Raw genomic sequence first — 19,890 nt, 5'->3', positions numbered from 1 at the left:
ATCAAGATGAAACTTCTCAATACCCTGATTTGCTCGTTGATTACATGTCTAGGAGTTTCACCAGTATTGGTACATGCAGAAGAAAAACCGATGATGCCAATGCATACTGCTCATTCAGTAGAAGGTGAAATAAAAAAAGTAGACTTAGCTCAGGGCAAAGTAACCATTAAACACGGCCCGATTGCCCATATGGACATGCCGGGAATGACGATGGTTTTTACAGTGAAAGATAAGGCTGAACTAGAAAAGATAAAACAAGGCGATAAAGTTACTTTTGAAGCATCGCATGAAGAAGGAAAAATGCTCGCTGCCAATATCCAAGTTAAACCATAACCTCGCTAGTTTTGATGATACCCCACCAAGATTGAAAAGGTGGGGTGAGAAATTTTGCTTTCCCTTACTTCTATATCCACCCTTCCTACCAAATCCCATTAAGCAACGCTATTTCGAGCACAGAGCACGCAACACGCCCTTAAAATGTCAATATCATGTTAAAGTTTACAACTTACTAAACAAGATAGTTAACAGCCAAAATGGGTAATCGTTCTTTTTTGTATGTGATGCCTGCCAATAACGACTGTCAGGGCACTCAAATCGCGGAAGCAAATAATAATTTTCCAACGCTCTGGCAACTCTTACTCGCCAATGGACTTGCAAGCGAAGCAATTACCGATCAACGCGTTTTTGGTGATGCAAATACCGATAATCTTGCCGCAGATGCAGAAGCTGCGATGGATAGGCTAAAGCAATTAGCAGAAAAGATATCCACCCACCCTCGCCTACACGAACAACCCTTACTTACACTTCAATTCGAAGCCCTGCTGACTCATCTACGTGAAGAGATTGATTCCATAAAAGCAGAAACGAGTGGTGCAGTCATCTTTTCGGCCAATTTGGATGAGTTGTCTTGGTTAGAGAGTAAATCGCCTGAAGAGTTTATTGAAGGTTGCCAGCTAGAATGTAATCAGCGTTGGCAACAAATTAGCAATGCGATAACTTCTGACCGATATGCAGATTTAGATGAGGCTCTGGGTTTGCAAGAGTATGGTCAGGGTTTTGAAACATGGCATGCGTGGGCATGGAGTTTTGGCTTTTCAGGTATTGATCACGATTACTTCTCCATGGCTGACAAACCACAAGAACTGCCATTTTCTGAATTTAAACCTGCGCCGAAGGATTGGGAAAATCACTTAGAGGGTGAATATGAACGGTTCGCCGAAAATGGGCAATGGGGTATTCGTAGACATAATGAACAGACAGGGCTCATTGAAGTAGTCCTCAAACCAGAGTGGGAAGGCATTTCTTGGGCAACCACCGGCGGGGTTTGGCTAGAGCGAGATGGACTATTTGCGTATGCCAGATTACAACCAAGCGAAATCACCTTAGCTTTTGAACCTCAATTAGATGAAGTATGGAATTTTTTTGAAGGAGAAGATTTGTGCGGTGCTCATTGTGCAATCGTTAGACAAGGAGACCTGCAAGGCATTCTGAATGCCGACGGCACTTGGTTACTCCCCCCTTCTGTTGATGAGCTATGGGGATTTGCAAATGGTTATGCCCCGTTTCGATCGGGTACGCAATTCGGCTTCATCAATCATGAAGGCAAGATTGTTATCCCTGCAATTCATGATGATGTCAGTAGTTTTAGTCCATCTGGACTTGCACCATTTTGGAAGAAGAGTCGCGTTGGTTTAATGAATACCAGTGGCTCGATCATTCTGCCACCAGCTTATGAAGAAATTGAGTGGCGTGAGGATGTCCGTGGTTTCTCGCTCGTTAGCGAAGGTAAAACTGGTCTGGCAAACGCGGCTGGCGAAATCTGGATTTCCCCACAGTATGATGAAATAAAAGTATTACTGACGCGTTGCCAGCTAGCTGCACGTCTTGGAAATTTATGGGGAATGCTAGATTGGCGTGGAGTGGCTATTACCCCTATTCGCTTTCATGATATCGAAACACGCTATTTTGATGATATGGGATTTGAAGATGAGCCATTTTCCCTTTTAGCGCCATACCACAAACAATGTATCGTACGTATTGAGAAACAATCGGGTTTGATTGATGCCAATGGCGAAATACTCATCCCCATTCAGTACGATGCGATTGAGTCTCTGATGCCCCAAACCATGACGATGGCAACGCAAAGACAGACCTATCAGCAACATTTAGCGATTGTCATTCAGAGAGGAGCACGACGACGTAAGCTCCGTGGGGTTTATGATATTGACTCCCAACAAGAAATCATTCCTTGTGTTTGGCATTATTTACTCGATAGCCAGTTTGATGATCAACACTGGGGCTTTCTAGTTGGAATGGATGTCCCCAAAGCAGACCGAGATCGATTAGGCGATGTAAGAACGGGGATATTATCGGCGAAAGGGGAAGAAATATTCCCACCTGAATATGCTTGGATTGGAAAGGCCATCTCTATTAACGGAGATGGATGGCTAACGGCAATGCTTCGCAAGAGTATCTACGAAACTTGGTCCACAGGTAAACCCTTACAAGCGGTGCCTAATGAGTCAGGTGAATATGTTTGGCTCTATTTGGATGGACGAGTCGAAAAACATATCGATTACCTACACAACTGTTTTTCAGAAACAGGGGACTTGAACGTGGCATTAGAATTAGGTCGAGCGTATCGGGATGGGACGGGTGTAGATGTAGATGCTATGTTGGCTCGTCATTGGCTATGGAAAGCCACCGGTGCAATCGAAAAGTCATCCTCGCCTTCCCTTTGGAAGAAAATTGCAAAGACATTGAAAGCGAGTTCGGGCAATCCAGACAGAACCCCCTCTCCAGAGGAATCTCCTTATCCACGTCATCCTAGTGCTATGTATGAACTAGCATTGTTATTGCAATCTGATCTTGGTGGACCAGAACAAGCAGATACCGCACGTGAATGGCTTCGCTTTGCACTTCAACATGGAGGAGCCACGGATGGCAATATCCTTACCGAATTGGGCTATTTACTTAGTGAAGGGATTGGCGGCAAGGAAGATCGAATAGAGGGAAAAAGCTATTACGAAAAGGCGATTCAATACAACGCTAGTGTCGCGATGCACAACCTTGGCCTTGCCTATCAATATGGTCGAGGCGTCGAGATCGACCTGCCGATGGCACTAGATTATTTTCGCCAAGCTGAACGCACAGGAGATGAAAGCTGTGCCTTTCACACAGGCACAGTCTTAATGGAAGAAGCGTTTGAATTAACCGGCAACGCTCGGCGCAAAAAGTATTCTGAAGCAGCGTATGCTTTTTCTAAAATCATCCATAAAAACATTGAACACAGTGAGTCGGCTTGCTTTTCCTACGCAAAAATTTGTCTTGATCCAGAAACAAAGGAATACAACCCGAGATTAGCGGAAGAAACCTTACTTCTTGCAGCTAACCTAGATGACATTGCCTGCATTACTTCACTTATTGAAGATATCTATGGCAATCCCGAATCACCCCTTAAGCATCCTGAGCAACAGGCGTATTGGGAAGAAAGAAAAGCCACTTTGTTAGCCGAAATGAATCCTTAGAACTAAGTCACCTTTTGTGGCCGGTTGGTGAGGAAAACACCAACAATTGTCATCAACCCGCCAAATAAGGTTGCTCCACTTAAGTGTTCGTTCAGCAATAACACCGAAAGTAATACACCAAACACCGGCACAAGATTCGTAAAAATAATAGTGCGTTGCGCGCCAATTTCACGAATGCCTTCGGCGTACCAACTAAAAGCAATCACCGTTCCGGGGATGGCCAAATAAGCAGCCAAATACCAGTCTTTTGCTTGTAATGCGGGTAGATGCTGCATGAGCCCAGCTTCTAAAGCAAAAGGCGTAATCATGAGAAAACCTAGACTGCTACTCAGAGCAGTACTTGTTAGTGGAGTTAGTCCACTCATCGCTAGTTTACTGACTAAGGTATATGCAACCCAAGCAAGACAAGCGCCCAAGATAATCAACTCGCCCATGCCACCGTGCATATGGGTAATAAAGTTGATATCGCCTTGAGATACCACCCAAATGGTGCCAATTAGCGATAAGACAACGCCCACTAAACGGCTTGGTGCTAGCACACGTCTGAAAATAAGCGATTCTGTGACCACAGTTAAAATGGGGTTTAGGGCGACAAGCAGTGCTGCTCGGCTAGCGGGGATGAGGGATAAGCCCTTAAAAAAGAAATAGTTGTACGCCAATATGCCTGTTAGCGCCAAGCCAAATACTGTCACCACTTGGCGAGTATTTAACTTGGGCAAACCTTCCTTCTTATACATTAAGACTAACAATAAAAAAGCCGCGATTAAGAAGCGTAACCATGCGGCTACCATTGGGGGTAAGGTGCCCACTGCCACGTGCGCAGCAATGAATGAACCAGCCCAAAAGAGCGTAGTAAAGATGAGCTTTAGGTAAATCATACTGTCGTTATTATTCTCTTTGTAGGTACTGCGATTAAAGCCGGATTAAAGCTGTTTTAAAAGATCATCTAAGGTGTTTAGCAACTGATCTGCATTCGCTTTAGAAAATGGAAGCTGTGGACGGACTTTTAGCATATTGCCGTCTGGCCCAATGGTGCTAATCAGAATGCGTCGTTCTCGAAGTTGATTCACAATCCAAGTAGTTTGCTCTTTTGCGGGGATTTTCTTCTCCCGATCAGTGACCATTTCAACACCTAAGAACAGCCCTGCACCACGAACGTCGCCAATTAAAGTGTGCGTTTCTGCTAATGTTTCAAAGCCTGCTTTTAAGTACGCCCCCACTTGGGCTGCATTTTCCTGCAATCCTTCTTCTTTGATCGCGTTCAGCACAGCCATACCTGCTGCGCATGAAACCGGATTGCCTCCAAAGGTATTGAAGTAACGTACATTTTTGCCGAAATGATCAATGATTTCAGGTTTAGCCACTAAGCCGGCAATGGGATGCCCATTCCCCATTGGCTTCCCCATGGTGACAATATCTGGCACCACCTGATGGCGCTGAAATCCCCAGAAATGGCTGCCAGATCTGGCAAAACCAGCTTGGACTTCATCGGCAATCAATAAACCACCCGCTTCGCGGATTAACTTAGCTGCTTTTGCGAGTAAGCCGACAGGTTCTGGGTAGACGCCATCACTCGTAAATAGGGTATCAACAATCAACGCCGCAGGACGAATGCCATGACGTTGCAGGTCTAAAATCGCTGCTGAGAGGCCATCTAAAAATCGACGTTCAGCTGCTGCCTCATCAAAGTGATATGTATCTGGTGCTGGGATGGTTCTTACATGAATACCTAAGGGAAGATTTGGGCCAAAGGCTGGCGAACACTCTGCAACGCTACTCGTTACGCCGTGGTAGGCATATTCGGTAACGATAATGCCAGTCCCGCCGGTATACGATCTAGCCAATCGAAATGCGAGGTCGTTTGCTTCACTGCCCGTGCAAGTAAACATGGCTTGATAAGTTTCCCCACCAAACGTGGCCAGCAATGCTTCGGCATAATCTAGAATACTCTCGTTTAAATAACGGGTATGGGTATTGAGAGTGGCAGCTTGTTTGGCAATGGCCTCTACTACTTTGGGATGGCTATGGCCGATAGATGCAACGTTGTTATACACGTCTAGATAGGCATTACCTTCTGGGTCGTACAAGTGAACACCTTCGCCTCTGACGAAATGGACAGGATGCTCATAAAAAAGGCGATAAGCCTGCCCTAGCGCCTTTTGACGGCGTTCGATCATTGCTTGTTCATTTGGTTTTAGCCCTGCCAGTTTGCTTGGGTCAAAGGCATTTGCCATGCGTTGGTCTTTAATCATTTGGCAAATTCCTTCTCGCAAATTTGGCGTAAATAGTGAGTCGCCTCTTGGCGATTGAGTTTATCTAACGCTTTTAACCCATCCCAGGATATTTTATTGTTCCGTAAAATATAGGTTGCGTTCTCTGGGTATCTGGCCGCGCGCCAGCCAGTAATCGTGACCGTCATTAATAACCTAGCGGCAATCACGTCTAGCAATAAATCGATTTCTTCTGGCTGCAATGGGTTAATGCGATGATAACCAGCAATGAGCTCTGCCGCGGTGTCTAGCGGGTTTTCATTGCTAGATAGCTGATAAGAACAAGCTACGCCTAGTTCATCCACTAAGGGGGCAAATACCATGTCCCCAAAATCAATAATCCCGGTAGTCGTCGTTTCATCTTCTGGTGAAACCAACACATTGTAAGGGTTCAGGTCATTATGAATTACCTGCGTACGCAGCTGCTTTAACCTTGGCTGAGTGTAGTTGATAAAATGGTTCATCCATTTTTCAGCTAGCGTCTTTTGCTCCCCTGCTGGCATTTCAGCCAATAGCGATTGCAGTTTGTCGGTGTGCTGAATATCCCACAGCAAATAATGCCCGGCTGAAGGATGTTCGTAATCCGATAACGCGACGTTTAATCTAGCCAGAGTCATCCCTAAATCACGACGTTGTGCAGCGGTTTTAGCCAACTTTGGCAAGGGAATACCATCTAGATAACTGTATACCCGTAGAATTCTGGGTGGATTATCCCCCAAGATTTCCCAACCATATGGCTGGCCATCTTTTCGAGGGATGACCATCGGAATGGGCAAATTAGGATTTTTTTCAATCGCATGAACTAGCGCTTGGGTTTGAAAATCAGTAACGCCAGGGTCTTCCGCAGGGTGCGTAATTTTTACTACGTAAGCATCGCCAAAATTGGTTTTTAATAGCCAATTTTCATCTCGCTCACTATTTAGCAGGCTCAATTCACCTGTAAAACCATAAATCGTATCCAAACAGGCTAAGACATCCGCCTCAGGTGTTTTGGCCGCAACAGTAGAAAAAAGATTACCGACAGATTCGCTCAATCTTAGCTCCTGCTAAGTAAATGATATTGAAAACCAACTTTGAATATTGGATACATTCTCGCAAATATCGCTTGCTACCGCCACCTCAAAAACTAAATAAAAACCATTCTCCCCACCTTAAAATACCAATCAATCATTAAAACTACTAATTAGTATTTTTATAAACCAAGTGGTAATATTCAAATATTAGCTATGTGAGATTTTCCACTTTCATAGTTGAAAAATCCGCTTTTTTGAGGAGTCCACCATGCAAAAAGATATCTGGATAACCGGTGCTACGGGGGCAATTGGTAGCGCGCTTGCCAAACAATTAGCCATGAATGGGCATCGATTAATTCTTTCAGCAAGAGAGGCTGCTCGTTTAGAAACTTTACAAAACACCCTATCTGGCGAGCACCTTGTATTACCGCTAGACGTGAACCAACCAATAGCCGTTGAAAACGCCATATCGCAGATGCAGTCTCATGGGTTTAATCCATCAGGGCTTTGCCATGCGGTGGGCTCCACCCTAATTAAGCCACTTCACCTCACCTCGCTAGACGATTGTAAAAACCTTTTCGAACAAAATTACTTTAGTGCGTTTAGTGTTTTGAAAGCATTTGTTGTGCACCAGTTAAAACAAAAACAAAGTGCCGCGGCGGTGCTGATTGGTTCTTTAGTAGCGAGTGCAGGATTCCCCAATCATGAGGCGATAGCTAGTGCCAAAGCTGCAGTCGCAAGCCTTGGGCAAACTACCGCGGCAACATATGCAGACAAGGGGATTCGCGTGAATGTGCTCATGCCGGGTTTAACACAATCGGCACTCTCCGCTAGGCTGACCGGAACGCCAGAAGCAACGGCTAGAAATGCAAAAATGAACCCAATGGGGATGATTGGCGAAGGGATAGATACTGCAGCACTTGCCGCATTTTTGCTTGGTGAAGAAGCACGCTGGATAACCGGACAAGTCATTGGTGTGGATGGCGGGCATGCAGTAATACATCCACTTCCAAAAGCCTAGCAGACGCTCATCATGGGCTTACAGATTGTTTGGTTTAAAAAAGACCTCCGTGTGCATGATCATGCCGCGCTGCATGCGGCTTGTGCATCTGGTGAGGTATTGGCGCTTTATTGCGCAGAACCAGACATTATTTCTCAACCAGATTTCTCTCTTGGGCATTGGCAATTTACCTATGAATGCCTAACAGAACTTCAGCACGATTTACAACAATTGGGGATTCCCATTCTGTTTGTTTATAGTGATCCGACTGAAGCGTTACGCCACATTCAGAAAACAGTTTCAATCGAGTCTATCCATAGCCATGAAGAAACGGGAAACAACGCCACCTTTCAAAGAGATATCCGTGTACAAGCATGGTGCCAAGCCCACAATGTGCAATGGGTCGAATACCCGCAAAATGGTGTTATTCGTCGCTTAAGTAATAGAGATAAATGGTTAGGCTTAAGAGAAATCCGCTTGCATAGCGATCGCCTTGAAAAGCCGAAACACGTCACGCCGTTATCGATTGATCAGCAAGCCAAAATAATCAAGCAAACCACGTTGGCTATAGTTCACCATTCAGTTTTACAACAACTAGCCGGACAGACTGATTTTGCCCACCGACAAATCGGTGGCAGACGTGCGGCAGTAGCAACCCTCATGGATTTTCTAGATCATAGAGCTACCCAATATCGAGGTGGAATCTCTAGCCCTCTAAAAGCAAGCTCTGCCTGCTCTCGCCTTTCGCCCTACTTAAGCATTGGTAATTTGTCGATTCGTGAAGTGGTTCAAGCGAGCGAACGCTACCCACTTCGATTAAACCATCCAAAATTAAACGATTCGTTAAATCGATTTGAAAGCAGGCTTTATTGGCATTGTCATTTCATTCAAAAACTTGAAACCGAGCCTGAAATCGAATTTAAAGCGATGCATGCAGGGTTAGAAGGCATGCGGGCGGCGGAATGGAATGAAAGCCACTTCCAAGTTTGGCAACGTGGAGAAACCGGTTATCCGCTGGTAGATGCCTGTACGCAGATGCTAAAAACCACAGGTTGGCTGAATTTCAGGATGCGCGCCATGTTAGTTAGCTTTGCTAGTTACCATCTTTGGTTAGACTGGAAAAAACCAGCGCATTTTTTGGCAAGACAATTCTTAGATTACGAGCCAGGAATTCACTACCCACAAATACAGATGCAGTCTGGCATGACAGGAATAAATACACTCCGTATTTACAACCCAATCAAACAAGCCGAAGACCATGACCCCACAGGCACATTTGTCCGGCATTGGCTACCAGCACTAAGACAAGTGCCTGACCTATTCATTTTTGAACCATGGAAAATGCCACACGCTATTCAACAAGCGTGCGGCGTGATGATTGGGCGAGATTACCCTGCCCCAATCGTCGAACACAAAGCAGCTATCCGGTTCGCAAGAGACCAAATCTCTCTGTGGCGAAAAAACTGTGATTGGCAAAACATGAAAGCTGCCGTGATGCAAAAACATGGGAGCCGCAAAAGAAGCAATACCGCCCCTAAAAAGCGAACCGCGCAATCAACCAATGCGATTCAAGCGGATTTGTTTGAGGAGGCAAGTTGATGGCACATCATAAAACGACACTCCCAGAGAAAACCTGCCTAGTGTGTAATCGCCCTTTTGCTTGGCGCAAAAAATGGGCGCGTGATTGGGAACAAGTCAAATATTGCAGCGAGCGCTGTGCCAAGCAAAAGAAGGCTAAGTCATAACATGAGAACTCTTCGCCTGATTTTAGGAGACCAACTCAATATTCGTCACAGTTGGTATAAACAACTAGATCCCAATGTTCTCTATGTAATGATGGAGGTACGTAGCGAAACAGACTACGTCCGTCATCATGCACAAAAAGTACTGGGCATTTTTGCTGCTATGCGCCGGTTTGCTGATGCGCTGCAAAGCGCGGGACATCAGGTTTTATATCTCAAGATTTGCGACCAACAAAACCGACAATCGTTATCTGAAAACCTAAAGCACATCATTTCAGATAAGCAAATTACTCGGTTTGAAAGACAGCAAGCAGACGAATTCCGCGTAGAAGAAACGCTAGAACAACTAGCGTCTACCCTCTCTATTCCGGTTGAGATTGTGGATAGCGAACATTTCTTATGTAACCGAGAAGAGTTAAAAGAAAAGTTTGCTCATAAAATCCCGAGAATGGAGTTTTTCTACCGAGAACAAAGGAAACACTGGCAAATCTTGTTAGATGCTCAGCAAAAACCACTCGGTGGAAAGTGGAACTTTGATGCAGAAAACAGAAAAAAATGGGTTGGCACGCCAAAGGCGCCTGATTGGCCAATTCAAGCGCAGAACCTGCAAGCACTCTGGGATGAGATTTGTTCCGCAGGCGTAAAAACGATGGGGAACCCATCTGCTAACGCGTTTACTTGGCCAACCGGTAGGCAACAAGCAAAGGTTTGGCTGCAGTACTTTATTCAGCACGCGTTAGTCACCTTTGGCGATTATCAAGATGCAATGAGTACCGAATCGAGAACGCTATTTCATTCGGGTCTCTCTTTTGCACTCAATACAAAGTTATTGCATCCACTAGAGGTTATCCAAGCGGTGGTAGACGCTTATGAAAAGCAGCTAGCCCCATTGGCTGCGGTCGAAGGGTTTGTCAGGCAGATATTAGGCTGGCGTGAATATATTCGTGGTGTGTATTGGGCAAGAATGCCTGGATATCAGACTCTAAATGGATTGGAACATCATCGCCCGCTTCCATCTTGGTATTGGTCTGGTAAAACAAAGATGAACTGCCTGCGACATGCCATTACCCAATCATTAGAAACGGGCTACGCACACCACATTCAGCGACTGATGCTGACAGGAAATTTTGCGTTATTAGCGGGTTGTCATCCAGATGAAGTAGATCACTGGTACCTTGGTATCTATATCGATGCTTTTCAGTGGGTAGAACTACCAAACACAAGGGGCATGAGCCAGTTTGCAGATCTAGGATTAATCGCCAGTAAGCCTTATACGGGTTCAGCCAGTTATATCCATCGAATGAGCAATTATTGTGATGAATGCTCGTATAGCTACAAAGAAAAAATAGGTGATAAATCTTGCCCATTCAATAGCTTATATTGGAATTTTCACGTACTACATGAGAGTAAATTAAAAAATAATCCAAGACTGGCCATGGTATACAAAAATTGGCAACGCTTCGACTCAGCAGAGCAAGAGGCGATTACCCAACAAGCAAACCACCATTTATCAAACCTTAATTCTATTTAAAAAACAATAGGATAGAATGAATGAATCAAGTAAAACATGAAGTAATTGTCATTGGTGCAGGCATGACAGGCATAACCGCCGCACACACACTGCAAAAAGCCGGTCGATCTGTAATTATTCTAGAAAAAGCACGTGGGATTGGTGGGCGCATGTCAACAAGACGAAGTGATGAGCACCAATGGGATCACGGTGCGCAATACTTCACAGCAGAGGATAAGCGCTTTGTTGCAATGGTTGAAAGTTGGCAAGCCAAAGGCATCGTCAAAGTGTGGGAAACCCCAATTGGGGCATGGGATGGCCAACATCTCTCTAAAGTAAGTAGAAAACCACACTATGTAGGAACACCAAAGCTAAATGCCCCTTTGCATGATTTAGCAGAAGGCATTGATATACGCTTGCAAACTCAAGTAACCGACATAGAAAAACACGAAGATGGCTGGCATGTGTTTACGCCAGACCTAGAATACATTTGTGAAGAGCTAGTGTTAGCCATTCCTTCCCCGCAAGCCGTCGCATTACTGCCTCCTAAGCATCCTTTCTATGAGTTTGCGACCTCGATTAAGATTTCTCCTTGCTGGGCGCTATTGGTGCACACACCAGTCGCCTTGCCGTTCCCCTATGGCGGCATTTATGTCAATCAAGGGCCAATTCGCTGGATTGCGAACAACAGCACCAAACCCGGTAGAGCCTCTAGCCATGATGGGACCGATTGGGTCATCCACGCGACCCCAGAATGGTCTTTAGCGCATTTAGAAGCCACTGCCGATGATATTGCCCAGCAACTACTAGCTGAGTTTGAGCACTTTATTTTGAAACAAGAACCCGCATTTCGCTACTTTAATTGGCAGCAAGTCCAGGTGCATCGTTGGAGATACTCCCGTTACTTTGGGCAAATTCAATTGAAATATGCCCTCCATGAAGATAGTCTCACCCTTGCGGGAGACTGGTTATCTAATGGCAGAATCGAAGGAGCCTTCTTGTCAGGCTTAGCGGCAGCAGAGGCAATATTAGAAAATAAATATTAATATGTAACTTTAATTATTCCTCTTATATAACTGATTTATAAAATGAAAACCATTATATATTGGTTTAGAAATGATCTTCGTCTAAGTGATCAACTTGGGTTGTTGGCGGCAACTGCCCAAGCAGATTTCTTCATTCCTGTTTTTGTACTTAATACGGCCAAAGAATCCCCTTTTCCTGCATGGCATTTACCTAGCAAGCCAAGACATAGCCGGCTAAAAGAACAATATTTAAGAGAGAGTTTGCAGGCCTTAGATAAAGACCTAAAAACGCTTGGTAGCAAATTACAGATACTTGAAGGGCCACCTGAAACGACATTACCCAAGCTAAGTCTGTCATATCAGGCGGAAATTTTCTGCGAAGAGATTGTGGCTCCAGAGGAAGAATACGAAGTTGCTCGACTTAGACAGCAAGGCTGTCAGGTAACTATCATTTGGCAATCTTCATTCATATCACCAAATGAACTCCCTTTTGAGGTTCATCATTTACCAGACGTATTTACGCAATTTCGTCAGCAGTTAGAAAAAAATGCTGTCACACCGCCTGCACCGCTTCTTAGGATCACTAGCATACCGCCGCTACCAAAAAATATAGATTCAGCAAATCGGCTTAGCATTTTAGACAAACACCTGCCTGCACTAAGCAAAGTTGAAGCGGAGAATTTCTCTAACAGCCTGTATTTACAAAAAGGCTGGCAAGCAGGTGAACATCAGGCACAACAGCATCTTGCAAGTTATTTTCGCGGCTCACTGCCTAGTACTTATAAAGAAACCCGCAATCAACTAGCAGGAAATACTTTTTCCACTCGCTTTTCACCTTGGTTGGCAAATGGCAATTTGAGTGCAAGGCAAATAGTGGCGCAACTAAAGTGCTATGAATTACATACTGCAAAAAATGAAAGCACTTATTGGATATGGTTTGAGCTACTTTGGCGAGATTACTTTAGATTCTTACATCTTAAATACAAAAATAATTTATATAAAAACAATGGATTAAGCAGTCTATCTAATGCAAAAACTGAAGAAAATAATCAAACAGAAATTTTCCTTCAATGGATAAACGGCAAGACGCCTCACCCTCTCATTAATGCAGCAATGAATGAACTCCGATTGACCGGTTGGTTATCTAACCGGCTAAGGCAAGTTGTTGCTAGTTATTGGATTTATGAATTAAGAGGCGACTGGCGTTTAGGTGCTGCTTGGTTTGAACACTGCCTTGTGGATTTTGATATCTACAGCAACCAAGGCAATTGGCTCTATATCGCAGGACTAGGCACTGATCCAAGAGGTGGCAGGCGATTTGATATAGATAAACAAGCCAATCAATATGATAAAGACGGCAGTTACCAGCAATGGTGGGTTAACCGGTCCCACCATTCTGTCAATCTAACAGGTTAAGCGTTATCTCTATCTAACAACACTTGCTTACTTGCTTGCTTAAGCTTTCTTGTTTCTAAATGACGTAAGCCCAGATACGTACCCCAGCCAATTAAGCCCATGGTCACAACAAACGCACCATAAGCAATTGGCCAAGGAATATTATGGGTCATCATCGAGAATTCAGACATCCCGCCAATACCAGCAAAGATATTAATTGGCATGAAGACCACACCGAATACGGTTAACTGAGTTACTCGACGGTTCTGGTTAATGTTAATGAAACCGATGGTCGCATCCATCAAGAAGTTAATCTTGTCGAATAAAAAGGCGGTATGGCTATTTAACGATTCGATGTTCCGCATAATTTGCTTCACATCATCTACTTGCGACGCCGAGAATAATTTACAACGCAGCATAAAAGACAGTGCGCGTTGGGTATCCAGAATATTGCTACGAATTCGGCCGTTCAAATCTTCTTCTTCAGCAATATCTGAAAGAATGCGTGCGGCTTCCGTATCGCTAATCGTTTCACTTAATACTTGGCGCCCTACTTTACCTAAGGTGCCATAAATATCTTCCAGAGAATCCGCAGAGTATTCAACATCTGCACCGTAAAGATCGAGCAATACGTCTAAACAATCTGATACATAGCCTGGTTGCGTACGTGCTCTGAGGCGTTGCAAACGAAATACGGGCAAGTCTTCATTACGGACAGAAAATAAAATACCCTGATGCAAGATAAAGGTCACGGGGACGCTTCGAGAATCGCCCGATTTATCTAACAAGAAGTTAGCGTGTAAGACGATATCGCCATCTTCTTCAATACGGAAGCGAGAAGTTACCTCTAAATCCGTACCATCTTCGGGGTCAGGCAACTCTAAACCGTAGGTCACCCCCACGTAATGGCGTTCAGCCTTTGATGGATTTAACAAATCAATCCAAACTGGCTTGATATTGTCTAATTCTTTACGGTTATTAATACCAATTTGCTGAAGTCGATCGCCCACCAATTCAAAGGCGTGAATTTGGCTATTGAATGAGTCGATCTCTTTGTTTTCTAAGAGCATATGCCCAAGATCTGCATCTAACAGCGGCATCACTTGCGCCTCTTGGGAGGTAGTAAGTTGCTGCCAAAGCATTCTTGCATCTGCAACATCTAATGCAGTTAACACATGCGCGATTTCTTCCGCATCTAGTTTAACAAGCAGGTTCTGCAATTCGGCCAAATGCTGACGATGAACCACATCTTCAACCAACTCATGCTTTGGCATCGCTTGGCTATGCACCATATTTTCGATTAGCCGTTGCTTATCAAGAATTGCTGAAATTTTTTCTAATGACATGTGACCACCATTCCGCCTTGGATTGGCGCAGATTCTATCACGAAGCGATGACTGACTGATGACGGAAATGCGGTTTCATCGCCTATCTATTGCCACAAAATTGCCTCGTCAAAATTCCGCATAAAAGTATTGAAGATTGTATCCAAAGCCATCAATTTCTTAACTAAAAACCATTCTTATTAGTGATACGATCAACTCGTTAATCACTCTTTTTAACCACCTTTTTTATAGAAGAATCACCATGGACTACTTTGGGTACGTTGCGGCTTTCTTAACCACTATTTGTTGGATTCCGCAGGTGATTCACACCTACCGAACGCGAGAATTAGCAGGCATTTCTCTGGTGATGTACATCATCTTGGTGAGTGGTTTGATCTGCTGGGTTATATATGGTGCGTTAATGAATGCTTTACCTATCCTAATTGCGAATACCATTACAGTGATATTGGCGGCCTCTATCCTTGCATTAAAAATTCGTAGTGTCATTCATGCCAAGCGCCTAAAGGCATGATGTAACAATAAAATGATAAGAGGAATTAGAAAAATAATTCCTCTTACTGAATTTTTAATCAAAATTAGAAATTTCTTATTTCATTTCTCTCAATAACTGCTATGCTAAATGAGACAATCCTTTGAATAGAGATTCTCATTTACTAGCATGAAAGCACCGCAAATCCTCGATCACTTGATCGGCATCACGGGAATCCGCGATCTCGAGCTGCTTGAAATCAGCCTCTTGAATACCCTTCAAGAACTGATTGCGCCTTTCTGCTTATCTATCGATAAGCTAGATAAAAAAAGTAATGCGGTGTATCGCTTAAGAATTGCTGAAAATGGCGCAGTGCTTGAACAAGATGAACTGCAAAATGAATCCCCTACAGGACAAGCTATCCAGTCATTAGAGCTTGGTAACCTTCATACGATTAGTCATATCCACGATGGAAAATCCATCACCGTATTTAAGTTAGTCGAATCTGCTTATGAAAGAGGCTATTTGGTGATCAAGACACTAAAGCCGCTCACCGCACCCGACCATCACTTTTTATCCGGCGTATTAGGCATCTATAAAAATTTTTGCTCTTTGTTGCAGCACGCTCAAACAGATGAACTCACCGGGTTAAACAATCGAAAAACTTTTGATGAATATATGAGTAAACTGCAAAGGCTAACCATATTAGAACCTGAACGTTTGCAAAATGATCAGCGCCGCCCAGCTAATAAACGTATTTGGCTAGCAATAGCGGATATTGATCACTTTAAATCAGTCAATGATCGATTTGGGCATTTATATGGCGATGAAGTGCTGGTGCTATTTGCTCAGGTATTAAAGAATAAGTTTCGTACTGAAGATATGATCTTCCGCTTTGGTGGAGAAGAGTTTATTGTTATTCTGCGCTGCCCAGATCTGGCGAGTTGTGAATTGGCTTTAAACCGATTCAAAAATGAAGTCGCTCAAAAAGCCTTCCCACAAGTTGGTCAAGTAACGGTGAGTATTGGTGCAGTCGAATTAGACCCAAATACCTTCTCTGCCACACAATTGGATTATGCTGACAAAGCGCTTTATCACAGCAAGCAAAATGGTAGAGATTGCGTCACCTTCTTTGAATCGATGTTGGCAAACGGCATTGCATACAAAAACGAATTTAAAGAAGGCGAGATTTCTCTTTTTTAATCTCGCCCTACTTAGCAAAGATTATTCAGCCCCAAACACCTGCTCACGCAAGGTTTTCAATTGATCCCGCAGTTTTGCGGCTGCTTCAAACTCTAGATTTTTCGCTGCATTCAACATTTCTTTTTCGATCCGTTTAATTTCTTTGGCTAGTTTCTTCGGATCCATATCCACTAGTTCTTTTTTACTTGCCGCGTCTAGTTTGGCCGCATCCGGATCATAAACCCCATCAATAATATCTTTAATGCGCTTAGAAACCGATTTTGGCGTAATGCCATTCTCTAGGTTAAATTGCATCTGTTTTAAGCGACGACGCTCGGTTTCTGACATCGCTTTTTTCATCGAGTCTGTAATGCGATCAGCGTACAAAATCGCCTTACCATTTACGTTACGAGCAGCACGGCCGATGGTTTGAATGAGCGAACGCTCACTGCGTAAGAAGCCTTCTTTATCCGCATCTAAAATAGCCACTAGTGATACTTCTGGAATATCCAAACCCTCTCGGAGCAAGTTAATCCCAATCAGCACATCAAACACTCCTAAGCGCAAATCACGGATAATTTCCACGCGCTCGACGGTATCGATATCACTGTGTAAATAGCGAACCTTCACCCCATGCTCATTTAGGTAGTCGGTTAAATCTTCCGCCATGCGCTTGGTTAAGGTGGTGATTAATACGCGTTCATTGATTTCTGTGCGTTTATGAATTTCAGACAGTACGTCATCCACCTGGGTAACGACAGGGCGAACCTCCACCTCTGGGTCAATCAACCCGGTTGGGCGCACCACTTGCTCGACAACTTGTGCTTGGTGCTCTGCTTCATAAGCGGCTGGCGTGGCCGAAACAAACACCGTTTGACGCATTACCCGTTCGTATTCAGGGAAGGTTAACGGGCGGTTATCTAGCGCGGAAGGAAGACGGAAACCATATTCGACCAAGTTTTGCTTACGTGCATTGTCTCCTCGGCTCATCCCGCCGATTTGCCCCACCAACACGTGAGACTCATCTAAGAACATGATGGAATTTTTAGGAAGATAATCAATCAGCGTTGGCGGTGCGTCGCCCGGATCACGGCCAGATAAGTGTCTGGAGTAGTTCTCAATGCCTTTACAAAATCCCATTTCGTAGAGCATTTCTAAGTCAAACTGCGTACGTTGCTGTAAACGCTGCGCTTCTACTAGCTTGCCATTGGCGTAAAAGAACTCGAGACGATCTTTTAACTCTGCCTTAATCGCCTCACACGCACGTAAAACTGTATCGCGAGGGGTAACATAGTGGCTACTAGGGAATACGGTGTAACGCGACACGCGCTTTTCGATATGCCCGGTTAGCGGGTCAAATAATTGCAGCGTTTCAATTTCATCATCAAACATCGCGATTCGAATCGCGCGATCATTCATCTCGGCCGGGAAGACATCAATAATATCTCCACGCACTCGAAAGACACCGCGCTTAAACTCGAAATCATTTCGTTCATACTGCATGGAAACCAAGCGTTCTATCACCGCACGCTGCGCAATCTTTTCCCCTTCTTTTACGTGCAAAATCATCTTGTGGTAGTCGGCTTTATCACCAATACCGTAAATACACGATACTGTCGCCACCACAATACAATCCGGGCGTTCTAAGAGAGACTTTGTGGCAGATAAACGCATTTGCTCGATATGTTCATTAATGGAGGAATCTTTTTCAATGAACAAATCCCGGCTTGGTACATAGGCTTCCGGCTGGTAATAGTCGTAATAACTAACGAAGTATTCCACTGCATTTTCAGGGAAGAACTCTCGGAACTCGGCATACAATTGCGCTGCTAACGTTTTATTTGGCGCCATGACTAATGCAGGACGGCCGGTTCTGGCAATCACATTGGCCATGGTATAGGTTTTACCCGAGCCAGTTACCCCCAGTAGTGTCTGAAAGGCAAGCCCGTCTTCCACGCCTTCTACCAGCTTTTCAATTGCCGTTGGCTGATCACCCGCCGGTGGAAATGGCTGGTGCAAACGGTATGGAGAACCTGGGTAAGTCTTAATTTCTGACATGCAGTGCGCCTAATGGTTTGTTAACTTCAACTACTCAAAATGGATTAGTTAAGCAGATAATTCTTGTACGGTTTTGCCTAGATACTTTGCAAGCACCCCAACCACAATCGCGTGATCTTCGCGTTGCGGCAATCCTGAAACCGTGATGGTGCCAAGGCAACCACTATTGCCAATCCGAATCGGGAAAGAACCGCCATGAATGGCATAATCAGCTAAAGAAAGCCCCATTTTTTCATGAAAACTCACTGTCGCATGGGCATGTGCTAAACCCACTGCGTAAGAGCTTTGGTTCATTAGCCGAACTACATTGCGTTTTCTTCTTGCCCACTCGGCGTTAGCTGCGGCCGTACCTGGCATCGCAATGTGAAATAACGTTTGGTCACCAAGGCAAATATCAATCACCGCCGCCGCATTTCTTGCGAGCAACGCATCTCTTAATTGATGCCCAATTACCCAGGCAATATCTGCATCAAAATGTGTAAACGTTAAAGTCGCCTCTTGCGCAGCAATGATTGCCAAATCGTCATCGAACACCATGTTTTATCTCGTCTTATTTGATATTACGCACTAAAAAGTCTGGTTGGGCACACGATCTTGCTGCTTGCTTTTGTGAGGATGGAGAGCAAGCAACCGCCTTACTTCCGGCTTTATCAAAGCACACCCGGACCTCTTGTAAAAAGCGACCGCCACCACTACAAGAAACGACAATAGATGATGCCGTTAAGTGAGCGTTTTCTTTTACAAATGCATTACTTAACCCAGCAACAGTCATACGAAATGGGCTGCTTGGTCGCACAAATTCTTTCGGTATACGGATAGAACGTTTTAATTTGTCTGACAACGTAAAGTAACTAGCTTGCGATAAACCCGCACATGTTCCGTGCTTGTCCCATTCATGTCTTACAAGCTTCTTACTTGGATAAATATCCGCATACTGGCGTTCTGCCGCCGGATCTAAACGCTCATTACTACAATTAGACGGATAGCCATTTTGGTATTGCGGCCACAGACCATGTAAGACAAAGCCAAGTCCTTTACTGCATTGCTGCACATCGTCTGGACGAGAAGCACAGTAGTCAGGAGACCAAGACAAGGCTAATAAATAGCTATCAAACTGCCCAGGCGTGCCAGCGGCCATGCTAGAAAATGGCGTAATGAAGCAAGCGCTACTAATGAATAATGAAATGAGTGTTTTTTGTAACTTCGGCTTCAAAGGGCTACCCGATTAAATTGCATGCAACCATCCATCATACCTTGATCTTTACTTGCATTAAACCCATTTTCAGGACAGGGTTTCCTTTGATTTGAAAATAAAAAAACCTGATTGTGTGATGAAGCATCAATCAGGTTTCT

At 44.3% G+C, this 19,890-nt stretch carries 18 protein-coding genes; 10 read left to right on the top strand and 8 right to left on the bottom strand.

Features of this window, described 5'->3' with window-relative positions:
• The first annotated feature begins 6 nt into the window (after positions 1–6).
• Both LIN78_RS14285 and LIN78_RS14280 read left to right on the top strand, forming a co-directional pair.
• Positions 7–333 carry a copper-binding protein gene (locus tag LIN78_RS14285; RefSeq protein ID WP_227181521.1) on the top strand — a complete coding sequence of 109 codons (327 nt, stop codon included), beginning with the start codon at positions 7–9 and terminating at the stop codon, positions 331–333.
• Between the two features lie 200 nt (positions 334–533).
• Positions 534–3,527 (top strand): SEL1-like repeat protein, encoded by a 2,994-nt coding sequence (locus LIN78_RS14280; RefSeq protein WP_227181520.1) that lies wholly within the window; start codon positions 534–536, stop codon positions 3,525–3,527.
• Between the two features lie 2 nt (positions 3,528–3,529).
• Here LIN78_RS14280 and LIN78_RS14275 read toward each other — a convergent pair whose 3' ends face one another.
• From LIN78_RS14275 to LIN78_RS14265, 3 genes are read right to left on the bottom strand one after another with little or no spacing between them, the layout of a single operon-like run.
• Positions 3,530–4,405, bottom strand: coding sequence for a DMT family transporter (locus tag LIN78_RS14275; RefSeq protein WP_227181519.1), 876 nt, complete (start codon positions 4,403–4,405; stop codon positions 3,530–3,532).
• A 45-nt stretch (positions 4,406–4,450) separates the two neighbouring features.
• Positions 4,451–5,779 carry an aspartate aminotransferase family protein gene (locus LIN78_RS14270; protein ID WP_227181518.1) on the bottom strand — a complete coding sequence of 443 codons (1,329 nt, stop codon included), beginning with the start codon at positions 5,777–5,779 and terminating at the stop codon, positions 4,451–4,453.
• The gene (locus LIN78_RS14265; protein WP_227181517.1) at positions 5,776–6,831 is read right to left on the bottom strand and encodes a phosphotransferase; all 1,056 of its coding nucleotides are present in this window, start codon (positions 6,829–6,831) and stop codon (positions 5,776–5,778) included. Before LIN78_RS14265 ends, LIN78_RS14270 begins: the two co-directional genes overlap by 4 nt.
• A 247-nt stretch (positions 6,832–7,078) precedes the next feature.
• Between LIN78_RS14265 and LIN78_RS14260 the strand changes: the two genes are divergently transcribed.
• From LIN78_RS14260 to LIN78_RS14245, 4 genes are read left to right on the top strand one after another with little or no spacing between them, the layout of a single operon-like run.
• A complete protein-coding gene (locus tag LIN78_RS14260) occupies positions 7,079–7,831 on the top strand; it encodes an SDR family NAD(P)-dependent oxidoreductase (protein ID WP_227181516.1) in 753 nt (250 codons plus the stop codon).
• Between the two features lie 12 nt (positions 7,832–7,843).
• Positions 7,844–9,409, top strand: coding sequence for an FAD-binding domain-containing protein (locus tag LIN78_RS14255; protein ID WP_227181515.1), 1,566 nt, complete (start codon positions 7,844–7,846; stop codon positions 9,407–9,409).
• Positions 9,409–9,555: a DUF2256 domain-containing protein gene (locus tag LIN78_RS14250; RefSeq protein ID WP_227181514.1), complete on the top strand. Its 147-nt coding sequence runs from the start codon at positions 9,409–9,411 to the stop codon at positions 9,553–9,555. Before LIN78_RS14255 ends, LIN78_RS14250 begins: the two co-directional genes overlap by 1 nt.
• Before the next feature lies 1 nt (position 9,556).
• Entirely contained in the window at positions 9,557–11,083 is a 1,527-nt protein-coding gene (locus LIN78_RS14245) for a cryptochrome/photolyase family protein (RefSeq protein WP_227181513.1), read from the top strand.
• Here LIN78_RS14245 and LIN78_RS18430 read toward each other — a convergent pair.
• Entirely contained in the window at positions 11,080–11,169 is a 90-nt protein-coding gene (locus LIN78_RS18430; protein ID WP_373307763.1) for a hypothetical protein, read from the bottom strand. The two genes, LIN78_RS14245 and LIN78_RS18430, sit on opposite strands and share 4 nt — an antisense overlap.
• Here LIN78_RS18430 and LIN78_RS14235 point away from each other — a divergent pair.
• Both LIN78_RS14235 and LIN78_RS14230 read left to right on the top strand, forming a co-directional pair.
• Entirely contained in the window at positions 11,128–12,108 is a 981-nt protein-coding gene (locus tag LIN78_RS14235; RefSeq protein ID WP_373307765.1) for an NAD(P)/FAD-dependent oxidoreductase, read from the top strand. The genes LIN78_RS18430 and LIN78_RS14235 overlap by 42 nt on opposite strands.
• Before the next feature lie 42 nt (positions 12,109–12,150).
• Positions 12,151–13,503, top strand: a complete 1,353-nt coding sequence (locus LIN78_RS14230; protein ID WP_227181511.1) for a DASH family cryptochrome — start codon at positions 12,151–12,153, stop codon at positions 13,501–13,503.
• Here LIN78_RS14230 and LIN78_RS14225 read toward each other — a convergent pair.
• Positions 13,500–14,828 (bottom strand): magnesium and cobalt transport protein CorA, encoded by a 1,329-nt coding sequence (locus LIN78_RS14225; RefSeq protein ID WP_227181510.1) that lies wholly within the window; start codon positions 14,826–14,828, stop codon positions 13,500–13,502. The two genes, LIN78_RS14230 and LIN78_RS14225, sit on opposite strands and share 4 nt — an antisense overlap.
• Before the next feature lie 241 nt (positions 14,829–15,069).
• On the opposite strand from LIN78_RS14225, the gene LIN78_RS14220 reads away from it, so the two are divergent.
• Positions 15,070–15,339, top strand: coding sequence for a SemiSWEET transporter (locus LIN78_RS14220; protein WP_227181509.1), 270 nt, complete (start codon positions 15,070–15,072; stop codon positions 15,337–15,339).
• A 147-nt stretch (positions 15,340–15,486) separates the two neighbouring features.
• Positions 15,487–16,500 carry a GGDEF domain-containing protein gene (locus LIN78_RS14215; protein WP_227181508.1) on the top strand — a complete coding sequence of 338 codons (1,014 nt, stop codon included), beginning with the start codon at positions 15,487–15,489 and terminating at the stop codon, positions 16,498–16,500.
• Between the two features lie 21 nt (positions 16,501–16,521).
• Here LIN78_RS14215 and uvrB read toward each other — a convergent pair whose 3' ends face one another.
• The 3 genes from uvrB to LIN78_RS14200 are packed head-to-tail and all read right to left on the bottom strand — an operon-like array spanning position 16,522 to position 19,750.
• Positions 16,522–18,537: an excinuclease ABC subunit UvrB gene (gene uvrB / locus LIN78_RS14210; RefSeq protein ID WP_227181507.1), complete on the bottom strand. Its 2,016-nt coding sequence runs from the start codon at positions 18,535–18,537 to the stop codon at positions 16,522–16,524.
• Between the two features lie 48 nt (positions 18,538–18,585).
• Positions 18,586–19,074: a heme-degrading domain-containing protein gene (locus LIN78_RS14205; RefSeq protein WP_227181506.1), complete on the bottom strand. Its 489-nt coding sequence runs from the start codon at positions 19,072–19,074 to the stop codon at positions 18,586–18,588.
• Between the two features lie 13 nt (positions 19,075–19,087).
• Positions 19,088–19,750 (bottom strand): ribonuclease T2 family protein, encoded by a 663-nt coding sequence (locus LIN78_RS14200; protein ID WP_227181505.1) that lies wholly within the window; start codon positions 19,748–19,750, stop codon positions 19,088–19,090.
• Between the last annotated feature and the right edge of the window lie 140 nt (positions 19,751–19,890).

This window comes from Leeia speluncae, from assembly GCF_020564625.1.
GTDB lineage: Bacteria > Pseudomonadota > Gammaproteobacteria > Burkholderiales > Leeiaceae > Leeia > Leeia speluncae.
This window is presented reverse-complemented; position numbering and strand designations above follow the sequence as displayed.